This is a genomic window from Pedobacter lithocola, from assembly GCF_042650845.1.
In the GTDB taxonomy this organism is placed as follows: domain Bacteria; phylum Bacteroidota; class Bacteroidia; order Sphingobacteriales; family Sphingobacteriaceae; genus Pedobacter; species Pedobacter lithocola.
Map to the genome: position 1 here is coordinate 103,619 of NZ_JBHSBW010000001.1, position 21,357 is coordinate 124,975.

The following is a 21,357-nucleotide window of genomic DNA, read 5'->3' on the forward strand; positions in this document are numbered from 1 at the left end:
TTACCATTGTAAAAGAATTCTTTGGGCAGAAAATCCTGGTCCGAAGCTTAGCATTAATCCTCTTTCTCCCGCTGCAGGATTTTTATCCATGTAACTTTCTAACACATATAAAACGGTTGCACTACTCATGTTGCCGTATTGGCGTAAAATTTCTTTTGTTTCGTTTATGTTTTTGCCCAATTTGCCAAAAAGTTCTTCAACAACCTGAATTATTTTTTTTCCTCCGGGATGGAATATCAGATGGTCGATATCTTGTATTTCTAAATTATTTTTCTTTAAAAATGGATGTATAATTTGTGGGAAATGGTCTGCTATTGTTTCAGGCACTTCGACATCCAATACCATTTGTAGGCCAGTATTCGTTAGTTTAAAACCCATCATTTCTTCGGCATCGTAGAAGTGGTACATCTCTTCGGCTAGTATTTCTGGCCCTTTATCTTCATCATTAGAACTTAGCAAAACGCAAGCAGCACCATCTCCGAATATCGCTGCACTAACAATGTTTGCCATCGAGTAATCGTTAAGCTGAAAGGTTGCAGTTGGCGATTCTACTGCTATAACAGCAGCTCTTTTACCTGGATTAGCTTTTAAAAAGTTTTTCGCATAAATCATTCCCGAAACGCCTGCCGCACAACCCATTTCTGTAACAGGCAAACGAACAATATCCTGGCGGAGCTTTAGAGCGTTAATTAAATAGGCATCTAAAGAAGGAATCATTATCCCGGTACAGCTTACTGTAATTATATAATCTAAATCTTTTGGTTGCCATCCTGCTTTTTCCAACGCAGTTTCTAAGCATTTCGTACCAAGTTTAATGCCTTCTCTTATGTAAATGTCATTTCGTTTTTCGAAACTTAAATCGCTAAATACCTCTTCGGGCGACATGAAAGAATACCGTTTATCTACTGCGGCACCCTCAAAAATTTTTTTAACTTTTCTAATAAAACGCTCATCCTGGTCTTTTAGCCAAACATCTAAAAAAGGTATTATATCTTCTGTAGCTCTCCAAAATTCGGGTAGGGCTTTACCAACTGCTTTTACAATTACACTCATATCGTTTTAATTATCCATTGGTAGCGAAATGCCCATTTCCATTTAATAGAGCTATGTTTTAAATTTAATATTTTGGTGTATTTCTGTAAATCTGCTAATTTAAATCCACGTAATATGGAAACTAACCCATCTTCTCTAGACATATCATTTAACCTAAAAACAAAGCATAAAGTTTTAAAAAGCCTGTAAGCTAAAGCACTTCTTTCTAAATCGTTTATTACAATTCCCACTTTTGCTGATGCTATAAAATCTGTCAGCAATTTGATAATTTCATCATCTTTAAAATGATGTAAGGTTAGTGTACAAAGTAATATATCGTTAGCTTCATTTCTTATTGTACCATCAAAAATATCACTGCATTGATAAGAAATGTTTGCGTAATTTTTAGATAAATTTTCGGCATGTTGTACGGTAAATTTATTGGCATCGATACCTTTTAAAATAAAGTTTAGTCCATTTGAAGTGGCGTAATCAGCTAATGCTCTAAGCATATCGCCATTGCCACAACCTATATCTGTAATACGTATAAGTTCAGTATGCGGTTTGCTTTTCAGTAAAGTTTTAACTCCATCCAGGGTAACTTTATTTCCTCCTAGTAATTGGTTGATGCTTGCAATTTTATCCAGGGCATCTCTCAGAATTTCTCCCTCCATCTGGAAATCGTCCATAAGTTCGGGCGCATTGCTTCTATAAGTGGTATCTATAGCCATTAACTTGGTATTGTAATTGGTTTTCCGTGTGTATTTTTTATGATTGTATTTAATACAAAGGGCATTGCTGTAATGGTCTTCATAGCGAATTTTTCAATTGTTTTTTTACTTAATATTGAGCTAAGCATTCTTCCCATTTGAAGGCGATTACTAAATAATTTTTTCCAGCTCAATTCATAAATTTTTTCCAATTCCGTTCTCGACGCAATTGCGCCATTATGGTATTTAATTAGAAGTTCTGATACTATTTTTGCACTGTGAATGGCCATAGCCATACCGTTTCCACAAAGTGGATGTATTAATCCCGCCGTATCACCAATCATTAAAACATGATCGAATACAGGTTCTTTGGCTTCGAAAGAAATTTGACTTATGGTTAATGGTGAATCGAAAATCATTGTTGCGTTTTCGAAAATGGCTTTAAGGTTTTTGTTTTTGTAAAGTACGTTTTCTTGATATGTTTCTATGCTTTTGTGTTTTTTAAAGCTATTGTAATCAGCTAAATAACAGATGTTTAGTTTGTTGTTTTCAACTTTTGAAACACCACAATAACCGCCTTCAAAATTATTAAGGCTAACTAAATTTTCATCAAAATCCGAATTATAATGGGCTTTGACAGCTAAATAGGGCGAATTTTTTTTAATAAAACTACGCTCCATTTTAATATCTATAGCTGCTCTTTTACCGTAAGCACCAATAACATGATGGGCTGTAAAGAGTTCGCCGTTTGAGGTTTCAACATTAAAAATATTGCTTTCAAACTTAATATTTAGCGCCGCATCATTAACTATGTTTACACCAATTTTTATTGCTTTATGATATAGAAATTCATCAATTGCATACCTGCTTAAACCAATGCCACCTAATGGTAGTTTTGTGTTAACCGATTTACCAGAATTTGAAGTGAATTGTAAAGTGGTAATTTTGGCAGGAAATAGTTCATCTAAATCAATATTTAACCATTGGAAATATGGCAAAATCTCATTTGAGATGTATTCACCACAAACTTTATGATGAGGGTAAGTTTGCTTTTCTATTAAAGTTACCGCTAAACCGAAATGTTGAAGATGAATTGCAGCAGTTAAGCCAGCTAATCCACCACCAATAATTAAAATTTCTGTTTCTAGGGGCATACAATCGAAAGGATAATACAAGGTAACACTTTAAATTAACCTTTGTTAGGGAATTTTGATGATTAATAGCCAATATCAGATTTACCAAACGTGTACGCTTACCTATTACTCGTCTCTGTCATATTTAAATCTGTATCAAAAGGACTTTTAGTAAATGGATAAATGGATTGTTTAACAAATCCTTTTGGGTATGCGGCCTCATGAACGCCAGTGCCTGCAGGCCATTTTTTTCCGGGTAAATAATAGGTGCCAAAAATCATATCAATAAAAGGAAATATGGATGCAAAGTTATGTCCATAATATTTTGGATCTTCACAGTGATGCCAATGATGGTACTGTGGCGTAGTAAAAATGTATTTTAACAGACCAAAGTTAATTCTGGTATTAGCATGAATTAAGACCGCATGAATGGCTATAAAAATGATATATGTGTTAAATACCGCAGACGAAAATCCCAAAATATATAACGGTATAAATGTCATAGCTCTGGTAAAGAAAATATCAATAAAATGTGTCCGACTTCCAGCTAGCCAATCCATATTTTGTGTAGAATGATGTATGGAATGGAAACGCCATAATGAAACACGAGTATGGAAAAAACGATGTGCCCAGTATTGAAACAAATCTGTTGTAAAGAATGCTAAAAACAGAGCCAGTACAAATGGCAAACTTTGCACCCAAATATGAAGTTTATCTAAGCCAATCCAACCAAAGAAAATTATGGCTGGTTTTTGGGTTACAATGCCAAAAAATTGAATAAATAAATGACTAATTACAAAGTAAGTTAAATCAGTCCGCCATTCTTCATGGAATTTGGTTTGGTTTTTGTTTTTTGGAAAAAATAGTTCGAGCGGTACAAAAATAGCCACCATTAAGAGTAGATCCAATATCATCCAATCTAGTCCAAAATGCCACCTCGACTTTGCCACATCTCTACCTTCAACGCTTAAAGCCCCTAAAATTACGGCCAATGCTGATAAAGCAAATCCAGGCCAACCCCACTTAAATTTTTTACTTAAAATTACGCTCAAGGCTGCAAAAAAGAATGAAGCAATTATGCCACCAAGCATCAAAGCCTCCATACTATCTTTGGTGTAAATCTCTCTAAATTCTGGGGTGGTAAGTTTTTCAGGATAATGAAAACAAAGAATTCCTAGCAATGCTAACACAGCTAAAAATATGGAAAGATAACCACTTATTTGACCCTGACCAATTACTAAACGCTTATTTGAAGGCATTAATTAAATTTTTCTTAAACTGTTAGTTACAAATTATTCATTCAATTTATTTTAAATAAATCGATACCGTTATGTTAGTATATATAGTGGGATAGAATACAAATAGGGATTAGACAAGATACCGTAATCGCTAAGCTCTGACAGCAAACAAATTAAAATAAATATTTTGTTAAAAACAAGCAAACTTTTTTTTAAGGTAATAGTTGCATTAATGTGTATCGCAAAAAGCGATGCCTCAATATTTTATTAAATCCGTATTTTTGAAAACCATTTGATATGCTAATTAACTACTTACGACTACTTCTCCTTCCATTTTCTTTAATTTATGGTATGGCCATAACGCTTCGTAAAAAACTTTACGATTGGGGTATTATGCGTTCGGTTAAATTTGATTTGCCAGTGATTTGCGTTGGTAATTTAGCCGTTGGCGGTTCGGGCAAAACGCCTACAACCGAATATTTGGTTAAACTTCTAGCTGATTATAAAATTGCTATTTTAAGTAGAGGTTATGGTCGAAAAACAAAGGGATACATTTTGGCTGATGCGACTGCTACTGCCGAAACAGTTGGAGATGAGCCTTTACAATATTACAATAAATTAAAAAATATAACTGTAGCCGTTTGCGAAGATAGGGCAGATGGCATTAATAAACTCAAAGAAACACACGACTTAATTATTCTTGACGATGCTTTTCAACATCGTGCCGTTCGTGCGGGTTTTAATATTTTATTGTTCGAATTTAGAAAATTAGGCACTTTACAGTTTTTATTGCCTGCCGGAAATTTGAGAGATGTTTTTTCATCAAGGAAAAGAGCCGATGTTTTATTGGTAACAAAATCTCCAGTTCCGCTATTGCATGTGGCTCAGCAAGCATCAATAAACGAGTTGCAACCAAATAGTAATCAGCCCGTGTTGCATTCTTATTTAAAATATGGCGATTTACATCACTTGAATCAATCTAAAGTTTTACCACTAAAGGAAATTAAAGATTTTGAGATATTTCTAATAACCGGCATTGCAAATCCAGAACCTTTAATTGAAGAATTACAGAAATATTCTGATAATATTCATCATGAAGAGTTTGCCGATCATCATACGTTTTCATCAGCTGAAATACTTAAATTCAGAGCGGCATTTGATAAATCTACAAACGCCGAAAAAATTATTATAACAACAGAAAAGGATAGTCAGCGTTTAAGAGCTATTGAATTGAATGATTTGACTGCAAATTTACCAATATACTTTTTGCCGGTAGAGGTTGAATTATTTGAAGAAGATAAGATTACCTTTGATGAACTTATTTTAAACTATGTTAAGAGCAATAGAAGAAACAGTTGAATATATAAAACGCAAAACTGAAAATTTTAAACCCGAAATCGGAATAATTTTAGGTACCGGTTTAGGTGGTTTAGTTAAAGATATTGAGGTGCAATTTCAACTGATGTACTCAAATATCCCTAATTTCCCAATTTCAACACTAGAGTTTCATAGTGGAAAATTAATTTTTGGAACTTTAAACGGAAAAAAAATTATAGCCATGCAAGGCCGTTTGCATTATTACGAAGGCTACAGTATGCAACAAATCACATTTCCGGTAAGGGTAATGAAGGGTTTGGGTATCGAAAATTTAATTGTATCAAATGCTGCTGGCTCTATAAATCCAGAATTTAAAAAAGGCGATTTAATGATAATTGAAGATCATATAAATCTTCAGCCCGATAACCCACTTCGGGGATTAATTGAAAGTGAATTAGGTCCTCGCTTTCCTGATATGAGCCAGCCTTATAAAAAAACCATCATCGCTAAAGCATTAGAGATTGCTAAGGATATTGATGTAAAATGCCATAAAGGTGTATATGTAGCCGTTTCGGGGCCAAATTTAGAAACTAAAGCAGAATATAAATACCTTCGTTTAATTGGCGCCGATGCTGTGGGAATGAGCACAGTACCTGAAGTAATTGTTGCCAATCATGCAGGTTTACCTGTTTTTGCCATTTCTGTATTAACTGATGAAGGTTTTCCGGAAGATTTACAACCATTTAATTTAGATGAAATTTTAGAAGCAGCCGCAAAAGCAGAACCTAAAATGACCGAGATTTTAACCAAACTAATTGCCGAATTATAAAATGCGTAAAGTTGTATTATTCTGTTTTGTAGTTCTCCTATTTATTGGTGCAAATGATGTATGCGCACAAGATTTAAAAACAAATGTTGGCAATAATAAAGAACTCGATTCTTTACGTAAAAAAGAAGAGGGTGCAAAAGACTCGGTAGTTTTTAATGCCAAATACATTCGTTTCACTAAACTATCATTAAGTAAAGATAGTATTGTGCTTTTACCGCTCGATACTTCAACAACTAATATTCAGAATTATAGTCCGGTAATGCAGCCAAAACACCCAACCATTACCACAGGTAGCATGGGGCAGGTTGCAAGGCCATTATTATATGAGCCATCCAAAAGAATTGGTTTTGATGTTGGGTTTCATTCTTTAGATTATTATGCATTAACACCTGAAGATATAATTTACTATCAGGCAAGGTCGCCATTTACCAGTTTATATTTAATAAGTGCTGGTCAAAAAGAACAGATGTTCAAAGGAACTCATAGTCAGAACATTAAAAAGAATTGGAATGCAGGTATAAATTTTAACCGCATGGACTCTCGTGGATTTTACAGCAGACAAAGAGGAGATAATCTAAATATTGCTTTGTTCAGTTGGTATCAATCTCCAAGTAAAAGATATAATATGTGGGCTTCGGCTATTTTTAATACCATGCGAGCATTCGAAAACGGTGGTGTTAGAAGTGATTCCAGTATATTTGAGCCCGATTATGATAAACTTCCCAGAGATGCTGAAGCAACGCGTTTATCAACAGCCAGAAATCTTTATCGTAAAAACACTATATTTTTAAAGCAAACCTATTATGTTGGTCGCATTGATAGCTCAACTACCATAAATGGCTCTGTACAACCAACAAATAAAATTACCTACACGGTAGAATATAATAATGATAGTTATAGCTTTTCTAAAGACGAAGCCGACGATAATACTGTAATTCCAAGAGCGCTAACAAAAAGTGATGGACTGGTAGATGCAACATTCACCAACGATTCTACACATGTGCAGCATGTAAAAAACGAGTTTATTTACAGTTTTTTTCTTCGACCAAAAAATTCATCAGTTATAAAAAATGAATTAAAAATTGATGCCGGTATTCGTCACGATTATTATCAATACAACTCATTAGGCTTAACAAGGACGGGAGCAACTTATGATACCCGTTCTTTTGGTTTTCAAAACATAACTGTGTTAGGCGTTCTGGGTTATCGCTTCACCAGTAATATCGATTTAAACCTAGATGTTCAACAAATTTTTCAAGGAAGAAATGCAGGTGATTATTTATATGAAGCTAAAAGTAGGATTGCCTTAGGTAAAACCATCGGTAGGATAGAAGTTGGTGCTTATCTTCAAAATCAATCGCCATCAGAACTTTTTAATTACTATAATGGAAACCACTTCGTATGGATAAATTCTGATTTGAAGAACACCAAAGTTGCAAATCTATCATTCAATTACATAAATGATAAGCTAATGCTTGAGGCCGGAGCTAAGTATTTCTTAACCAGTAATTACTTATATTTTGGTTCATCAATAACAGGGATAAATAATTTTAATATTAAGCCTCTACAAGAAACAGAAGATATAAGTTTGATTAGACTAGATGTATCGAAAAAATGGCGTTTTGGTAAATTTGTTTTGGAGAACTATTTAGCTTATCAAAAAACAGATAACGAAAGTGTTTTAAGAACGCCAGAATTTTATACTTGTAATAGCGTTTATTTCGACCAAACATTTTTTAAAGTATTAAAAACAAATATAGGTTTTGATGTAAGATACAATACCGCTTATGCAAGTTATTCTTACTCACCAGCGCTATCTCAGTTCTATGTTGGTGATGCTAATATTTTAAAATCTACACCTGTTGTAGATGTTTTTTTAAAAGCAAACCTAAAGCGAGCTAATATTTTTGTGAAATACGATTACCTGAACCAAGGTTTAATATCTCCTGGATATTTCACGGTGAATCGTTATCCTATGCCAGATGCATTATTAAAATTTGGTGTTACCTGGAACTTTTACGATTAATTTTATGGCATAAAAAAAGCGTCCTGATGTTAAATCGGGACGCTTTTTTTAATTTTAGGTTGTTTAGAGTGAATAACCAATAGTAAAACCAATAATTCTGTTTCTTAATTTGTCATCACCTGCTCTCTCATCTTTAGGGATTAAGTTTGATATACCTAGACCGTAGTTAGCACCTATTGATACGCCACTATTTAAGCGATAAGCCAAGCCAAAGTTTGCACCAAAGTCGATACTGCTCAAATCATCACCAACTGCACTACCGAAATTTAAATCTCTATCTTTAAATGTACTTAAGTCCACCGTGGTGCTGGTGTAAGTTTCTGGATATTTGTTTTTTCCTGAAATGTTGAAGCCAACATAAGGACCTGCACTAATTTGAAATGCACCAGCATCTCCAGTTGGTATTTTCACTACTGCGTTAATTGGTACTTCAATAGCCATAACATCTTGTTTAAATGTTACAGTTCCGGTTGTTTCTATTTTAGCACCCTTATTTTGTAATGAAATGCCCGGTTGAAGAAAGAAATTATTTCCAATACCAAAATCTCCGTAAGCCGTAACATTATAACCAATGTTGTTTTTATAATCAAGGTCGTAAATTCCTGTTCCGTTGTAGCTTGAAAGGTTAACACCCGCTTTTAATCCAAATCTCGCATCAGAACCTGTCCTTTTTGTTTGTGCAAAAGCACCTGTAGCTAATAAAATAACCGACGCACTTAATAATAACTTTTTCATAATATTTTTTCTTTTAGGTAAAGGATCTTGTTTTTAAATTTTATAGGTCGAAACCTTGTTAATTAATCTCCCCTTTTCCAAAAGTTATGCCAAAGTATCATGGCTGCTACAAATTTATATGCTAATATGTTGGTTTACAGTATGATTTTTACGATTAATTTTACGGCATAAAAAAAGCGTCCCGATGTTAAATCGGGACGCTTTTCTTTTAATTTTAGGTTGTTTAGAACGAATAACCTACCGTAAATCCTAATACACGGTTCGTTAATTTTGAATCACCAACTCTAGAATCTTTTGCGATTAAATTCGATAAACCTAAACCATAGTTAGCACCTACTAAGAAACCTGAAGTTGTACGGTAAGCTAAACCAAAGTTTGCACCAAAATCTGTACTTCCGTAGTTTTTGTCTGTTGTGCTACCAAATGATAAATCGTTTTCATTTGAACCATTTATAACTGTACTTGTGTTTGTAGTGTTGTTAAGGGTTGTAGTCGTAGTTTCTGATTTGTTTTTACCAGCAATGTTGAAACCAACATATGGGCCAGCACTAATTTGAACTGCACCAGCATCACCTGTAGGGATTCTGAATACTGCATTAATTGGTACCTCAATAGCCATTAAACTTGTTTTATTTGTAGAAACGTTAGTAACTGTTGTGTTTCCTGATGTAAGTGAATTTGTTGATTCAAATTTAGCACCTTTATTTTGTAATGAAATTCCAGGTTGGATAAAGAAATTATTTCCAACACCAAAATCTGCAAAAGCGGTAACGTTAAAGCCTACATTGTCTTTCACATTGTCGTTAAATGCATCAGAACCAGTAGTTCCGCTAGAATTAAATCTTGCTAAGTTAACACCCGCTTTTAAACCAAATCTTGCATCCGAACCTGTCATTTTTGTTTGTGCAAAAGCACCTGTAGCCAATAAAATAACCGACGCACTTAATAATAACTTTTTCATAATATTTTTTCTTTTAGGTAAAGAATCTTGTTTTTAAATTTTATAGGTTGAAACCCTGTTAATTAATCTCCCCTTTTCCAAAAGCTATGCCAAAGTATCATGGCTGTTACAAATTTATATGCTAATATGTTGGTTTACAGTATGATTTTTTAATGATTTAGTGTTTAAATCAACGTTGCTAATGTTAAATGATGTTAAGAAATAGATGTATAGAAATCAGGAATGTTGTAAAAAGCGAAGTGTTTTATACTCATTGAATAAGGTTGGGTAAGATATCAGACTTAAAAGAACCTTTAGGTTGTTAACTATAAATATTTGCTCTTAGTTCTGTGAGATTCTGTGTTTCTGTGGCAGATAAATGGCAAAGAAAAGTAATAGCCACAGAAACGCAGAAGGCACGGAAATTAGTGCTAGCTGAATATCCAGAGCATTTAACACTACAAATCTATTGTTATGTTTTTTGTGGCTTTTTCTTAGCGGCTGGAAATAATACGTTGTTTAGGATAAGTCTATAACCTGCGGAGTTTGGATGCAGATTTAAGTCGGTGGGTGGGTCGCCTACAGCGTGCTGGTAATCTTCTGGATCATGACCTCCATAAAACGTAAACTGGCCTTTACCAATTTCACCATGTAAATACCGAACTTCTGCGGCACCTTTATTTTCACCCAAAACGGTAACACTTGTTTTAATTAAATTCTTTCTGAAAGCGGTGGTTTGCCCCATAAAACCTTTGATAACTTTATCATGGTTTTGAGTAAGCATGGTTGGTACTAAATCCCATTTGGCGGAGAAATCAAATAAGGTAAAATAATCGTTCGTTTCATTTAAACCTCGGTTATTGGTTACATCAATATCCGAGAACTCATAATTCATTGGGTTATTATCGAGCTTAAAATTCTGGAAAGCCAGCGTTTTATTAAAATCTAATTTTGCTTGAGCATTAGGATCTGCACCATCACCATCGAACATAGCGGCACAAATATCTACACCTTCTGCTGCGAGAGCGATATCGAAACTGTCTGTTCCAGAACACATTGCGAACATAAAACCGCCGCCTGCACAATATTCTTTAATATGCTTTGCAACTGCCAATTTCATTTCCGAAACCTTTTTGTAACCCAATCTTTTGGCTAAAGCTTCCTGGCTTTTAACATCTTCCTGGTACCATGTTGCATACCTGAATGACGACCAAAACCGACCATATTGTCCGGTAAAATCTTCATGGTGTAAATGTAACCAATCATATTTGCTCAATTTATCTTGCAAAATATCATCATCATAAATTACCTCATAAGGGATTTCGGCATAAGTGAGTACAAGTGTTACCGCATCATCCCAAGGAAGTTTGCTTTTTGGTGAGTAAACAGCAATTTTAGGCGTTTTCTCTAGCTTAACCATTTCCATATTAACTGAAGGGTCGCTAATTTCGTTTAATAAATTAACTACTTTTCCATCAGCTATAACTTCGTACGAAACTCCTCTAATTTTGCATTCATCTTCAACAGTTTTATTGTATTTGATTAAGAAGCTTCCTCCTCTATAATTTAGAAGCCAATCTACCTCAACCTGTTTACTGATTGTCCAATATGCAATTCCGTAAGCTTTAAGGTGGTTTTTTTGGTCTTCATCCATATAAATTAATAGAGATGATGCCTTTGCCCAGAATCCTACAAACAGGCAAAAAACCAAAACGAAATACTTTTTCTTAACCACCATATTTACATAAAACACTAAAATACCTGATTTAGTCTGTTTATGAAAATTTTAATGATTTATCTAGTTGTAATTACTATAAGAGTTGTTTTAGGTTAACTTGATGATGCTTTGCAATTAATTGCTTTTATGAATTAATAAGCAATGATTTATGTAGTCAGTTCAGAACCCTTGTTTTTAAACGCGACAGAAGTGGCAGCCTCGATTTTATACATTATTTTTTAAAAATTAAAATAGTTCAATCTCCTTAATTGTATTTTACCGCATAGGTTGTGAAGTAAATCAAAGAGAATACAAAGCTAGGCAGATAACTCTTTACCGTATAAGACATTTAAGATAATATAAGCTCAATACTAAATGCCTAAAGTCTCCAAAGAACTACTATCATTTCTTCATAAACCCGATAAAAGCGGCAGCCCCGAATTTTTTCAATGAGGGCTACAGCGTTTAGCGGGACTGCAGCCTCCGAAAAGCTTATTACCCCTGTTTTCCAAAAAATAACATAGTTCAATCTCCTTAAATGTATTTTACCAGGAGGTTGCGAAGGAATTCACAGCTAGGCAGATAATTCTTTACCATATTAGACATTTAAGATAATATAAGCTCAATACTAAAAACTATCCGAAGAAAATCTTACCCTTGTTTTTAAACCCGACAGAAGCGGCAGCCCCGAGTTTTTTACCAGGGCTGTAGCGTATGGCGGGGCTGTAGAAACCAAGAATTACTTTGCCGCTCATTTACAAAATATTTCAATTTTGAGAAAATTCGAAGTATTATTTGCATTTTAAATATTTAAAGATGTTCTATTTATACAATTTTGTTATTTTTGCGGTTCCTTAAAAAGTTTAAAAGCCATTAGGGTAATTATAATATTAAAAATTGATATGAGTAAAGCAATAATAAAAACCGAGAAAGGCAATATAACTGTAGAGTTCTTTGAGAAAGATGCTCCAAAAGCAGTAGCAAACTTTAAAAAATTAGCAACCGAAGGATTTTACGATGGTGTTACATTTCACCGTGTAATTCCTAATTTTATGGTACAAACTGGCTGCCCAAATTCAAAAGATGGTGCAACAGGAATGCCAGGAACAGGTGGGCCAGGTTATAAAATTGATTGTGAATTGGATGGAGAAAATCAATATCATGATCGTGGTGTGTTATCAATGGCACATGCTGGTCGTAATACTGGTGGTTCACAATTCTTTATTTGCCATAGCAGAACAAATACTGCACACTTAGATGGTGTACATACTGTGTTTGGTAAAGCAATCGAAAATGTTGATCTTGTTGATGATATCCGTCAGGGAGACAAAATTTTAGGTGTAGAAATTGTAGAAGATTAAAAAATAGATTTGAGATTTGAGACATTAGATTTGAGACATGGTCTTTAACTTTTGCTCTTTCTCTTTAAAATAGTTAGAACTTGATTTGAAGTATTTGATGGGAAGGTTTTTTCTCGCATCTGATATCTCACATCTCATATCTCAAAAAAAATATGAATTTAAGAGGAATAGTTGCCGTATCGGGCAGACCAGGTTTGTTTAAGCTGGTAGGACAAAATAAAGTTGGGTATATTTTAGAGGGTTTAGACGCTCAAAAACTTAAAGTTGTGGCAAATATCACAAATACCAAACTTGCTTCGTTAGAAGATATAACCGTTTACGGTGAGGATGAAGAAATTAAATTGGTTGATGTTTTTACCAAAATTTCTGCCAAAGGAACAACTCCAGATGCCAAAGCAGATTCGGCTACCCTTCGGGCTTTTTTTAATGAAGTAGCACCGGGACATGATGAGGATAAAGTTTATGCTTCAGACATGAAAAAGATTATTGGCTGGTATAACATCATTAAAGATTTGCCATTGTTTACCGAAGAAACTCCAGATACTCAAGGTACACCGGCTGAGGTAAAATTATCAGAAGAAAAAGCGGCAGCAGATAAGAAACAAAAAGCTACAGGAGCAAAATCTTCAAACAGCAAAGTATCTACAAAAACATCAGCACCAGCTAAAAAAGCAAGCATGACAAGTAAAAAAGGAGTTTAAAATCTTCTTAAAAATAGGAAAGCATCGATTTATCGGTGCTTTTTTTTTTGACCAAAATTTTAAAAGAAATACCAAATAATAGCTACAACAATAAATGAGATAATAATGCTTATCCACAGGTATTTATCATTTCCGCTTTGGTTACTTTTAAATTTATATTGCCTTTTATATTTATCTAATAACATAATATTTTTATTTAATGATGATTAAAAAATAAGGTTTCCATAATTAACGTTTAAGCTAAGCATGATGATATGGTTCTCCTTTTAAAATACTAAAACCGCGGTATAACTGTTCTACAAAAAACAGGCGAATCATTTGATGAGAAAAAGTCATATCTGATAAAGAAATCAATCCATTTGCCCTTTTATACACACTTTCATCAAAACCATAAGGTCCACCGATGACGAAGATTAAGTGCTGAACGCTTCCAACCATTTGTTTGTTTAAATATGCTGAAAACTGAACTGAACTGTATTTTTTTCCACCCTCATCGAGTAAAATAACAACATCTCCATTACTAATTTGTTTGTGTATCAGTTCTGCCTCTTTTGCTTTCTGCTGTGCTTCTGATAAATTTTTAACATTTTTGACATCAGGAATGGCTAAAAAACTAAAGTTAATGTAGTGCTTAAGGCGGTTGATGTATTTCTCAATGCCCTCGATTAAATATTTATCTTCCGTTTTGCCTATGGCGATTAAAGTAATCTTCACTTAAAAAATTTAAAGATGTAAATATAAACTTTAACATCAATTTAATATTAACTTCTCATATTTATAGAATGAAGCATTTAAATGATTAAATCAGATGATTTTGGTAAGGATTTTTTGTGGGGCGTTGCAACTGCTGCAGCTCAAATAGAGGGTACATCAGATTATTATGGCAAAGGTCCCTCCATTTGGGATTCTTTTTCTTCTAAAACAGGGAAGATAAAAAGGGGGCATAAACCAAATGTTGCCTGCGATTTTTACCACCGCTATCGCGATGATATTGCTTTAGTAAAGTTATTAGGATTTAAGGTTTTTAGATTTTCAATCGCCTGGTCGCGGGTTTTGCCTTTAGGTAGGGGAACAATAAACCAGGAGGGAATTCGGTTTTATCATAATGTAATTGACGAGTGTTTAGCACTTGGAATTACGCCATACGTAACCCTTTATCATTGGGATTTGCCTCAGGCTTTGGAGCAAGAAGGCGGCTGGACAAGCTTTAGCATTAACGCTGCGTTTAATGAGTTTGTAAGTTTGTGTGCAAAGGAGTATGGTGATAAAGTTAAAAACTGGATTGTGGTTAACGAGCCGTTTGGTTTTACATCTTTAGGATATATGCTTGGTGTACACGCACCTGGTAAAACTGGTTTGAGTAATTTCTTTTCGGCTGTTCATCATACGGCATTGGCACAGGCAGATGGAGCGAAGATTTTACGGGCTGAGGTAAGTGATGCCAATATTGGTACAACCTTTTCTTGTTCCGAGATTATTCCTTACACACAAAGTGATAATGATATTTTAGCTGCAAAAAGGGTGGATTGCCTGATGAACAGACTGTTTATTGAACCTGCATTAGGCATGGGTTTTCCAACTTCAGATTGGGATGTACTGGAGAAATTTCAAATAGAATATGGCACATGGCGACATACCAAACGCTATACATTTGATTTTGATTTCATTGGTCTGCAAAATTATTTCCCGTTAACGGTTAAATACAATGCTTTTATTCCGGTAATTCAGGCTTGGGAAGTTAAAGCGAAAAGCCGGAAAAAGCCTCATACGGCTATGGGATGGGAAATTAATGCAGATAGTTTTTATAATATCATCAAACAGTTTTCGGCTTATCCAAATGTGAAAAGCATTGTAATAACAGAAAATGGAGCTGCGTATCACGATAAGATTGTAAATGGCAAAATAGAAGATGAGGCACGAATTGCTTATTTCGAATTATATCTTGAGGCCTTACTAAAGGCTAAAAATGATGGCATGCCTATTTCTGGTTATATGGCATGGACCTTAATGGATAATTTTGAATGGGCAGAAGGTTTCGACGCTCGATTTGGTTTGGTACATACCGATTTTAAAACCCTGGAAAGAACAATCAAAAATTCAGGGTATTGGTGGCAGCAATTTTTGACGACTTAATTGGTTTGTAGCGTTTTGTTTTAACAATGCGTTATACGTTCAAATTATAATCGACTTAATCAATGAATATCTTCAAAAAAATCTCAGTGCCATTATTTATAGTCATAATCTTTACAATTATATCTTGTAAAAAGGATAATTTCTTTTCCAAATCAAAAGAGAGAGATGAAATGGAATTAAAATTATTAATGAGTGATATCCAAAAAATGTCTGATCAAATAAGTTGTGATAACGCTGCAGATTGGCGAATAGTTCCTATCGGGTCTAAAGCCTGTGGTGGATATAGCAGTTTTATTGCGTATTCTTCAAAAATAGATACTTTATTATTTCTTCAAAAAGTAGAACAGTACACAAAAAAAGAACAAGCTTTTAATGAGAAATGGAAGTTATATTCAGATTGTGCGTTAGTTCTAGCACCAAAACGTGTTGAATGTGTAGATGGCAAACCAAAGTTGGTGTATCAATAATTCTAATGGTTTCGCTTAAACTGTTTGAATGTAAATTAGTATCTCTATTATTATGATTTTAAACATGTATTTGAGTGAGCCTAATGGTGCAAAGCTTGCTCATAAAATTTAATATTAAAACATTGGTATTTTACTATCAAAAAAAATCCCATTTTGATTTTACTCAAAATGGGATTGTAAATTGTTATAAAAGCAAAACAGGGTTTTGATTTCCTGTCTTTGCTCTTTATGCTAAAGCGCAGCTTTCGCAGCAGCTTCTCTTCTTATAATGTTTAAAGCACCACCAGCAACAAACCACTCAATTTGTTGAGCATTGTAACTGTGGTTAACTAAAAACTGCTCCTCAGTTCCATCTAAATGATGTAAAACCAAAGTTAATGGTTTGTTTGGAGCAAATTCAGTCAAGCCTAAAATATCGATAGTGTCGCCTTCTAAAATTTTATCGTAATCATCTTTATCGGCAAATGTTAAGCCCAACATACCTTGTTTTTTAAGGTTCGTTTCATGAATACGAGCAAATGATTTTACCAAAACAGCACGTACACCTAAATGACGAGGCTCCATAGCAGCATGTTCACGAGATGAACCTTCACCATAGTTTTCATCACCAACAACGATTGAACCAATTCCTGCAGCTTTATAATCGCGTTGCGTTGCCGGAACAGGACCATATTCGCCAGTTAATTCATTTTTAACATTATCCGTTTTATCATTGAAGTAATTTACTGCACCGATAAGCATGTTGTTAGAAATGTTATCTAAATGCCCACGGAACTTTAACCACGGTCCAGCCATAGAAATATGGTCAGTTGTACATTTACCTTTAGCTTTAATTAAAAGTTTTAAGCCTTTTAAATCTGTTCCTTCCCAAGGTGTAAAAGGATCTAATAATTGCAAACGGTGCGAAGTTGGAGAAACCAATACCTCAACCGATGAACCATCAGCAGCAGGAGCTTGGAAACCTGCATCTTCTACAGCAAAACCTCTGGTTGGCAATTCATCACCAGTAGGTGGGTCTAATTTAACCTGCTCACCTTTATCGTTTGTTAAAGTATCTGTTAATGGATTGAAACCTAAATCTCCCGCAATTGCAATTGCAGCAACCATTTCTGGCGAAGCTACGAAAGCAAAAGTATTTGGATTTCCATCGGCACGTTTAGCAAAATTTCTATTGAATGAGTGTACTATAGTATTTTTCTCTGCTTTTTCTGCACCTGTTCTGTCCCACATACCAATACATGGTCCGCAGGCGTTGGTAAATATTGTAGCATCTAAATCTTCGAAAGTTTTTAAGAAACCATCGCGATTAGCTGTATAACGAACTTGCTCAGAACCTGGGTTAATACCGAAAGCAGATTTAGTAACCAACCCTTTTTCAATAGCCTGGTTTGCTATAGAAGCTGCTCTTGATAAATCCTCATAAGATGAGTTGGTACAAGAACCAATTAATCCCCATTCTACTTTTAAAGGCCAACCGTTTTTCTCTGCTTCAGTTTTCATTTGCGAAACCGGAGTAGCTAAATCTGGTGTAAACGGACCGTTTAAATATGGCTCTAATTCATCTAAGTTAATTTCAATAACCTGGTCGAAATAATTTTCAGGGTCTGCGTAAACCGCATCATCACCTGTTAAATAAGCTGCAATTTTATTAGCTTCATCAGCAACTTCGTCTCTTCCAGTAGCACGTAAATAACGTTCCATGCTCTCGTCGTAACCAAAAGTAGATGTTGTAGCGCCAATTTCTGCACCCATGTTGCAAATCGTTCCTTTACCTGTACAACTTAGGTTTACAGCACCATCGCCAAAATATTCTACAATTGCACCAGTACCACCTTTTACGGTTAAAATACCCGCGACTTTTAAAATAACATCTTTAGCAGAAGTCCAGCCGTTTAATTTACCTGTTAATTTTACGCCAATTAATTTAGGAAATTTTAATTCCCATGGTAAACCAGCCATAACATCACATGCATCAGCACCACCAACACCAATTGCAACCATACCCAAACCACCTGCATTAACAGTGTGCGAGTCAGTTCCAATCATCATTCCACCAGGGAATGCATAATTTTCCAAAACAACCTGGTGAATAATACCAGCACCCGGTTTCCAGAAACCAATCCCGTATTTATTTGATACAGATGATAAGAAGTCGAAAACTTCAGCACTTTCTGTTTTTGCATGAGGCAAATCTATTGCAGCACCTTCTTTAGCCGTAATTAAGTGATCGCAATGAACGGTAGATGGTACTGCTACTTGCGGGCGACCAGCTTGCATAAACTGCAAAAGCGCCATTTGAGCAGTTGCATCTTGCATTGCTACACGGTCTGGTGCGAAATCAACATAATCAGTTCCGCGAGAAAATGCTTTTTTCGGATCTCCGTCCCAAAGGTGAGCATACAATATTTTTTCAGATAATGTTAAAGGTCTGCCAACTACTTTACGAGCTGCTTCAACGCGGCTACCAAAGTTTGCATACACCTTTTTAATCATGTCTATATCAAAAGCCATCGATTTTATTGGTTAAAAGGTAATACTTCTATTCTAATAGCTGCGAATTTACAAAAAAAATGCACCTCTTACAGTCATAGCAGGATCATTGTATTATTTGGAAGAATTCTAAATAGAATATGATAGTCTTTATCAAATTATCTTGAAGCGCAATGCCTGTATTTCTATAAAAGTCTGTTCCCGCTTTCTCTTCAAGTCCTCGCTTCGCTGTGGGCTTTCCGTTCAATCGGGGCTAATAACTTTTTAATGCGGTAATAGAATAGATACCTAAGCAGTGTTCAAAATCGAACGGAAATGTTCGGAAACGAACAAATTAAATGCGGCAAATAGTATAATGCCTTATTGTTTAGACAGTTATTTTGTTGGCACAACAATCGCTAAATGCTAAAGTGTTGAAAAACTAAAACCCTTATCCGCAAAATATTTTAAAACTTTGGGTAGTGTATATTCTAAACGATCAAACGCTTTTAAACTATCATGAAAAACGATAATCGAGCCATTTCGGGTGTGCTTTATCACATTTTGATAGCATTTTTCGGGAGAGAGATTAATGTCGAAGTCACCACTTAAAACATCCCACATAACAATTTGTAGCGATGTGTTGTGTGTTGTGTGTTGCTTGTTACCGGTTTGGGCTTGTAAACCTGTAACTGGTAACTGGTAACTGACCAACTTCTTAATTTGGCTTTTTTTAATCCTTCCATACGGCGGTCTAAATAAGTTGGTTTGAGTAAGTTGCTGGCATTTAAGGGTATTTTCAATGTATGTTTTATCATCCGTAATCCATCCTTTTAAATGGTTAAAAGTATGGTTTCCGATGGCATGGCCGTCATTTTTTACTTGCTGGAATACTTCGGGATATTTAGAAATATTATCACCGATACAAAAAAATGTCGCCTTTGCATTAAAAGCTTTTAAAGTTTTTAAAACAAATTCTGTAACATTGGGTATGGGTCCATCGTCAAAGGTTAAATAAATAACTTTTTCGGTTCGAGGCTTATTCCATAATAAAGATGGATAATACCATTTAAGCAGAAGCGGCGATTTTACCAGGTACATTACAAACAAAGTTAGTAATTGCCAGGATAGATTGAAATTATTAAAGTTGTTTATATAGATTTGAAACAAATTATGAAGATGTTTACCCAAACAAAGTTAACTGCTGGTTCTGTATTTCTAGTTGCCTTATGCTTAAGCCAAATGGTTAAAGCTCAACAAGTAATAACCATACAACAAGCGGTAGATAATACCTTAAAAAATAACCTAACCATTAAGCAAGCTCAATTTAGTGCTGCTATAACTGAAGAAAATTTAACACAATCTAAGTTTGCCCTATACCCAAACTTAAGTGCAAGTGTAAATCCAAACTTAACTTTTGGTAGGGGATTGGATCAAACTACCTTCCAGGTTACCAACCAAACCTCATTATTTACAAGTGGTAATTTAAGCACCAATGTTGATGTGTTTCAAGGATTTTCGAAAATTAATCAGATTAGGCAAAATAAAACGCTATTACAAGCCGATTTAACCAACGTAGAGAAAGTTAAAAACGACTTAATTTTAAATGTTGTAACGGCTTACTTACAAGTTTTATATAACACAGATTTAGAACGTGCTTCTAAAGAACAATTGGATATTGCGAATAAAACTTTAGTAAGAGAAAATGCTTTGCTTGATGCAGGGAATAAAACCATTGCAGATATTTCTCAGGCAAAATCGCAGGTGGCAACTGCAGAGTTAAATTTAACAAATGCCCAAAATGCATTGTCTATCTCTTATCTAACATTAGGTCAATTAATGGAAATGCAACCAAACCAAAAGTTTGTTGTACAGGCACCGTTGGTTGATAATATTAAAGCTGCACCAACAACCGAAAGTGCCGAAGAAATTTATAATAACGCTTTAAATATTTTCCCGGATATTAAATTGGCTAACTTGCGATCATTAGCTGCAAAACAAGCCATTGATGTTGCTAGAGGTTCTTATTACCCATCATTAACTTTTGGTGCAGGAATTAATACTTCATATTCGTATCAGTTTAATTATGTTGGTTTGTTTCCTCAATCATCTTTTACCGATCAAATAAATCAACGTTTAGGACAAAGCATTGGCATGAGTTTGCAAATACCAATATTTAATGGATTCTCTGCCCGTAGTAATGTACGCCGAGCAAAAATAACGTACAACAACTCGTTAACTACAGAGCAGCTGGCTAAAAATAATTTAAACAAGGTTATATTTCAGGCTACTACAGATTTAAAAGCTGCAGAAAGCCGTTACCGTTCAACAGAGAATGCGTTTACTGCTCAGAAGGATGCATTTTACGCTGTAGATTTAAGGTATGAACAAGGTTTAGTAAATTCGTTGGATTACAGCACATCACAAACCAATAGAAACAAAGCTGAAATTGATTTTATACAAGCTAAATACGATTTGCTTTTTAGAGCTAAAGTAATTGACTATTACTTAGGCAAGCAAATTACGTTTTAACATTACCACAACAATAC

General features: G+C 34.6%; 18 protein-coding genes. 8 read left to right on the forward strand and 10 right to left on the reverse strand.

The annotated features are described in order from the left end of the window. The 4 genes from ACFOWA_RS00425 to ACFOWA_RS00440 form a co-directional block, all read right to left on the reverse strand. Nucleotides 1–1,053, reverse strand: a complete 1,053-nt coding sequence (locus tag ACFOWA_RS00425; protein WP_378980746.1) for a type III polyketide synthase — start codon at nucleotides 1,051–1,053, stop codon at nucleotides 1–3. Further along, complete coding sequence (locus tag ACFOWA_RS00430; RefSeq protein WP_378980748.1) at nucleotides 1,050–1,763, reverse strand: methyltransferase domain-containing protein; 714 nt, start codon at nucleotides 1,761–1,763, stop codon at nucleotides 1,050–1,052. Before ACFOWA_RS00430 ends, ACFOWA_RS00425 begins: the two co-directional genes overlap by 4 nt. Continuing rightward, complete coding sequence (locus ACFOWA_RS00435) at nucleotides 1,763–2,896, reverse strand: NAD(P)/FAD-dependent oxidoreductase (RefSeq protein WP_378980750.1); 1,134 nt, start codon at nucleotides 2,894–2,896, stop codon at nucleotides 1,763–1,765. The genes ACFOWA_RS00430 and ACFOWA_RS00435 overlap by 1 nt, the downstream gene beginning before the upstream one ends. Nucleotides 2,897–2,994: 98 nt before the next feature. After that, nucleotides 2,995–4,134 (reverse strand): sterol desaturase family protein, encoded by a 1,140-nt coding sequence (locus tag ACFOWA_RS00440; RefSeq protein WP_378980752.1) that lies wholly within the window; start codon nucleotides 4,132–4,134, stop codon nucleotides 2,995–2,997. Nucleotides 4,135–4,410: 276 nt separating this feature from the next. Here ACFOWA_RS00440 and lpxK point away from each other — a divergent pair, with 276 nt between their 5' ends. From lpxK to ACFOWA_RS00455, 3 genes are read left to right on the forward strand one after another with little or no spacing between them, the layout of a single operon-like run. After that, the gene (gene lpxK / locus ACFOWA_RS00445; RefSeq protein ID WP_378980754.1) at nucleotides 4,411–5,472 is read left to right on the forward strand and encodes a tetraacyldisaccharide 4'-kinase; all 1,062 of its coding nucleotides are present in this window, start codon (nucleotides 4,411–4,413) and stop codon (nucleotides 5,470–5,472) included. Then, nucleotides 5,444–6,259, forward strand: a complete 816-nt coding sequence (locus ACFOWA_RS00450; RefSeq protein ID WP_378980756.1) for a purine-nucleoside phosphorylase — start codon at nucleotides 5,444–5,446, stop codon at nucleotides 6,257–6,259. Before lpxK ends, ACFOWA_RS00450 begins: the two co-directional genes overlap by 29 nt. Next, nucleotides 6,246–8,285: a putative porin gene (locus ACFOWA_RS00455; RefSeq protein WP_378980758.1), complete on the forward strand. Its 2,040-nt coding sequence runs from the start codon at nucleotides 6,246–6,248 to the stop codon at nucleotides 8,283–8,285. The genes ACFOWA_RS00450 and ACFOWA_RS00455 overlap by 14 nt, the downstream gene beginning before the upstream one ends. A 63-nt stretch (nucleotides 8,286–8,348) precedes the next feature. Here ACFOWA_RS00455 and ACFOWA_RS00460 read toward each other — a convergent pair whose 3' ends face one another. From ACFOWA_RS00460 to ACFOWA_RS00470, 3 genes are all read right to left on the reverse strand, one after another. Next, entirely contained in the window at nucleotides 8,349–9,020 is a 672-nt protein-coding gene (locus ACFOWA_RS00460; RefSeq protein WP_378980760.1) for a porin family protein, read from the reverse strand. Between the two features lie 223 nt (nucleotides 9,021–9,243). After that, complete coding sequence (locus ACFOWA_RS00465) at nucleotides 9,244–9,981, reverse strand: porin family protein (RefSeq protein WP_378980762.1); 738 nt, start codon at nucleotides 9,979–9,981, stop codon at nucleotides 9,244–9,246. A 451-nt stretch (nucleotides 9,982–10,432) separates the two neighbouring features. Continuing rightward, complete coding sequence (locus tag ACFOWA_RS00470; RefSeq protein ID WP_378980859.1) at nucleotides 10,433–11,614, reverse strand: asparagine synthetase B; 1,182 nt, start codon at nucleotides 11,612–11,614, stop codon at nucleotides 10,433–10,435. Between the two features lie 965 nt (nucleotides 11,615–12,579). Here ACFOWA_RS00470 and ACFOWA_RS00475 point away from each other — a divergent pair. Further along, nucleotides 12,580–13,038, forward strand: a complete 459-nt coding sequence (locus tag ACFOWA_RS00475; protein WP_378980764.1) for a peptidylprolyl isomerase — start codon at nucleotides 12,580–12,582, stop codon at nucleotides 13,036–13,038. Nucleotides 13,039–13,190: 152 nt separating this feature from the next. Beyond that, nucleotides 13,191–13,739: a DUF5606 family protein gene (locus tag ACFOWA_RS00480; RefSeq protein ID WP_378980766.1), complete on the forward strand. Its 549-nt coding sequence runs from the start codon at nucleotides 13,191–13,193 to the stop codon at nucleotides 13,737–13,739. Nucleotides 13,740–13,979: 240 nt separating this feature from the next. Here ACFOWA_RS00480 and rlmH read toward each other — a convergent pair whose 3' ends face one another. Further along, nucleotides 13,980–14,453 (reverse strand): 23S rRNA (pseudouridine(1915)-N(3))-methyltransferase RlmH, encoded by a 474-nt coding sequence (gene rlmH / locus ACFOWA_RS00485; protein ID WP_378980768.1) that lies wholly within the window; start codon nucleotides 14,451–14,453, stop codon nucleotides 13,980–13,982. 81 nt (nucleotides 14,454–14,534) lie between these two features. Between rlmH and ACFOWA_RS00490 the strand changes: the two genes are divergently transcribed. Both ACFOWA_RS00490 and ACFOWA_RS00495 read left to right on the forward strand, forming a co-directional pair. Continuing rightward, nucleotides 14,535–15,872: a GH1 family beta-glucosidase gene (locus ACFOWA_RS00490; RefSeq protein WP_378980770.1), complete on the forward strand. Its 1,338-nt coding sequence runs from the start codon at nucleotides 14,535–14,537 to the stop codon at nucleotides 15,870–15,872. Between the two features lie 62 nt (nucleotides 15,873–15,934). Next, a complete protein-coding gene (locus tag ACFOWA_RS00495) occupies nucleotides 15,935–16,339 on the forward strand; it encodes a hypothetical protein (protein ID WP_378980772.1) in 405 nt (134 codons plus the stop codon). Between the two features lie 231 nt (nucleotides 16,340–16,570). Here the strand turns inward: ACFOWA_RS00495 and ACFOWA_RS00500 are convergent, their stop codons facing one another. After that, entirely contained in the window at nucleotides 16,571–18,850 is a 2,280-nt protein-coding gene (locus ACFOWA_RS00500) for an aconitate hydratase (protein ID WP_378980774.1), read from the reverse strand. Between the two features lie 384 nt (nucleotides 18,851–19,234). After that, entirely contained in the window at nucleotides 19,235–19,909 is a 675-nt protein-coding gene (locus ACFOWA_RS00505) for a polysaccharide deacetylase family protein (RefSeq protein ID WP_378980776.1), read from the reverse strand. Between the two features lie 72 nt (nucleotides 19,910–19,981). Here ACFOWA_RS00505 and ACFOWA_RS00510 point away from each other — a divergent pair, with 72 nt between their 5' ends. Then, nucleotides 19,982–21,340 (forward strand): TolC family protein, encoded by a 1,359-nt coding sequence (locus tag ACFOWA_RS00510; RefSeq protein ID WP_378980778.1) that lies wholly within the window; start codon nucleotides 19,982–19,984, stop codon nucleotides 21,338–21,340. The last annotated feature ends 17 nt before the right edge of the window (nucleotides 21,341–21,357 follow it).

Coding starts and splice junctions, on each gene's coding strand:
- ACFOWA_RS00460 (WP_378980760.1), bottom strand. CDS start 9,020: ATGAAAAAGTTATTATTAAGTGCGTCGGTTATTTTATTAGCTACAGGT.
- ACFOWA_RS00510 (WP_378980778.1), top strand. CDS start 19,982: ATGAAGATGTTTACCCAAACAAAGTTAACTGCTGGTTCTGTATTTCTA.
- ACFOWA_RS00440 (WP_378980752.1), bottom strand. CDS start 4,134: ATGCCTTCAAATAAGCGTTTAGTAATTGGTCAGGGTCAAATAAGTGGT.
- ACFOWA_RS00490 (WP_378980770.1), top strand. CDS start 14,535: ATGATTAAATCAGATGATTTTGGTAAGGATTTTTTGTGGGGCGTTGCA.
- ACFOWA_RS00500 (WP_378980774.1), bottom strand. CDS start 18,850: ATGGCTTTTGATATAGACATGATTAAAAAGGTGTATGCAAACTTTGGT.
- ACFOWA_RS00450 (WP_378980756.1), top strand. CDS start 5,444: ATGTTAAGAGCAATAGAAGAAACAGTTGAATATATAAAACGCAAAACT.
- ACFOWA_RS00505 (WP_378980776.1), bottom strand. CDS start 19,909: ATGTACCTGGTAAAATCGCCGCTTCTGCTTAAATGGTATTATCCATCT.
- ACFOWA_RS00495 (WP_378980772.1), top strand. CDS start 15,935: ATGAATATCTTCAAAAAAATCTCAGTGCCATTATTTATAGTCATAATC.
- ACFOWA_RS00465 (WP_378980762.1), bottom strand. CDS start 9,981: ATGAAAAAGTTATTATTAAGTGCGTCGGTTATTTTATTGGCTACAGGT.
- lpxK (WP_378980754.1), top strand. CDS start 4,411: ATGCTAATTAACTACTTACGACTACTTCTCCTTCCATTTTCTTTAATT.
- ACFOWA_RS00425 (WP_378980746.1), bottom strand. CDS start 1,053: ATGAGTGTAATTGTAAAAGCAGTTGGTAAAGCCCTACCCGAATTTTGG.
- ACFOWA_RS00435 (WP_378980750.1), bottom strand. CDS start 2,896: ATGCCCCTAGAAACAGAAATTTTAATTATTGGTGGTGGATTAGCTGGC.
- ACFOWA_RS00470 (WP_378980859.1), bottom strand. CDS start 11,614: ATGGATGAAGACCAAAAAAACCACCTTAAAGCTTACGGAATTGCATAT.
- ACFOWA_RS00475 (WP_378980764.1), top strand. CDS start 12,580: ATGAGTAAAGCAATAATAAAAACCGAGAAAGGCAATATAACTGTAGAG.
- ACFOWA_RS00430 (WP_378980748.1), bottom strand. CDS start 1,763: ATGGCTATAGATACCACTTATAGAAGCAATGCGCCCGAACTTATGGAC.
- ACFOWA_RS00480 (WP_378980766.1), top strand. CDS start 13,191: ATGAATTTAAGAGGAATAGTTGCCGTATCGGGCAGACCAGGTTTGTTT.